Annotated in this window: 3 protein-coding genes; all 3 read right to left on the bottom strand. The window is 44.4% G+C overall.

The annotated features are described in order from the left end of the window. Positions 1-133: 133 nt before the first annotated feature. Positions 134-532: a transcriptional regulator gene (locus QUB35_RS38940; RefSeq protein WP_333148420.1), complete on the bottom strand. Its 399-nt coding sequence runs from the start codon at positions 530-532 to the stop codon at positions 134-136. Beyond that, positions 516-815, bottom strand: a complete 300-nt coding sequence (locus QUB35_RS38935; protein ID WP_333148418.1) for a type II toxin-antitoxin system HigB family toxin — start codon at positions 813-815, stop codon at positions 516-518. The genes QUB35_RS38940 and QUB35_RS38935 overlap by 17 nt, the downstream gene beginning before the upstream one ends. Before the next feature lie 183 nt (positions 816-998). Beyond that, the gene (locus QUB35_RS38930; RefSeq protein WP_333148416.1) at positions 999-1,295 is read right to left on the bottom strand and encodes a HEAT repeat domain-containing protein; all 297 of its coding nucleotides are present in this window, start codon (positions 1,293-1,295) and stop codon (positions 999-1,001) included. Positions 1,296-1,632: the final 337 nt, after the last annotated feature.

Here is a 1,632-nt window from a genome sequence, read left to right as displayed (position 1 = left end):
CAAAATTGGGACGTATTCTCCGCTTATAAAGCCAGTTTAGGCTTTGTTTGGGCTTAAAATTTGTTTAAGTCCCGTTAGTAGTTTTTCTAATCAAAAATAACCCATGCCCTATTCGCAATGCCCAATTTCCAAATTAAATGAACAAGCTAGGTGAGATTTTAAAATAATCGCCTAGTGCCTTAGCTTGTGCCTTGCTAATCGCTCTTTTCCCATTCACAACCTCAGACACCACGCCGCTCGATCCAATGATACCTACCAAGTCCGCTTGACGGGTGCCGCTGGATTCCATGATGTGTTGCAAAATCTCATGAGGCTCCGATTTCTCGATCGGATAATTTTCCGTCTCATAAACTTCAATCAGCGTGACTAACAACTTGTATAAAGCTCTCTCCTCTGGAGTGAGGTTTTTAGCGAACGTTAGCCGTTCTGCCACAGCCAGGAGGCGATCGTATTCCTCTTCGGTTTCGATCGCCCTAGGAGCGATTTCTGCAAGCAAATTGCTATAAGTGGCTCCATCAAAAGTAAGGATCATTTTTCCATTTGTCTTTGTCGTATTCAGCGTGGGTTAGGAAATATTTGTAGAAAATAGTTTGCTCCTCGTAGTTGATGCCGACAATCAGGCGATATTCGTTGCCTTTGATATTAAAGACTGTGAAGTTTCCTACTGCTTCGGCATCCCGGTAAATCTTGCGAACCTCCTCCAAATTCTGCCATTCTGCTTGCTTTACAGTTGCGTTCCAGCTATCAATTTGATTTTTGACATCGGGATACTGGGCAGCATCTTTACGGAGGTTGCGGATCGAGATTAGGTGCATGGGCTTTTCTAGAATTAGTTCTTTTTTTCTGCATAGCTTTCTCTGTTTTTCGTTTGTTTTCGTTTGTTTTTAGTTTGACTTTCGTTTGACTTTCGTTTGACTTTCGTTTCGTGTTGCTTGCATACTATGCTTATACTCTCATTTTGAGAGTAAAACGTCAAGGCCCGATCGAGTAAAAATTCTTTAACGCCCTCCAAGTGGGTTTTGTGTGTGTAGGCGCGGTTGGAAACCGCAGGCTTTGTCTTTAATACCCACTCTGCCTCCCCCGACTTGAGCCTCATCGTGTAAAAAAGCTTCTAGCAGCGTGGTTCGGGCGATCGCCTCGCAAATCAGAGTCAGCGTTTTAGCAGAGGCTCTACGCACGACAGGGTTGGCGTGATGTGCTAAGCTTCCAGCAAAAAAAAAGTTGCAGGTTTGCCAATTGAGCCGAGAGTTTTGGCTAAACTCAGCCTCACCATTCCCTGGGAATCTCCCATACATTAGACCATCTTTTTGAGCAGTTCGCTGTCGTTGGGATTGAAAGTTGCGAGGGCCATTTGCTCTCTCTCACCGTTGGCAGCAAAGCGTCGCTTCTGCTGGCTCATATCAACTCCGCGCTTCTGAGGAATTGTAAAATCGAATCAACAGTCAATACTCAACTACCCCGTCAGTTTTTCGACCCCTCCTTCAACAGTCAACAGTCAACAGTCAACAGTTAACAGTCAACAGTCAACAGTCAACAGTCAACAATAATTCCGGTGGGGAGCATCTCATATTTGTAAAAATACTTCTTCTGGCTCCTTCCTTCTTCTGGCTCCTTCCTTCTTCTTCTTTCCTT

Source organism: Microcoleus sp. B13-B6 (assembly GCF_036705405.1).
In the GTDB taxonomy this organism is placed as follows: domain Bacteria; phylum Cyanobacteriota; class Cyanobacteriia; order Cyanobacteriales; family Microcoleaceae; genus Microcoleus.
This window is presented reverse-complemented; position numbering and strand designations above follow the sequence as displayed.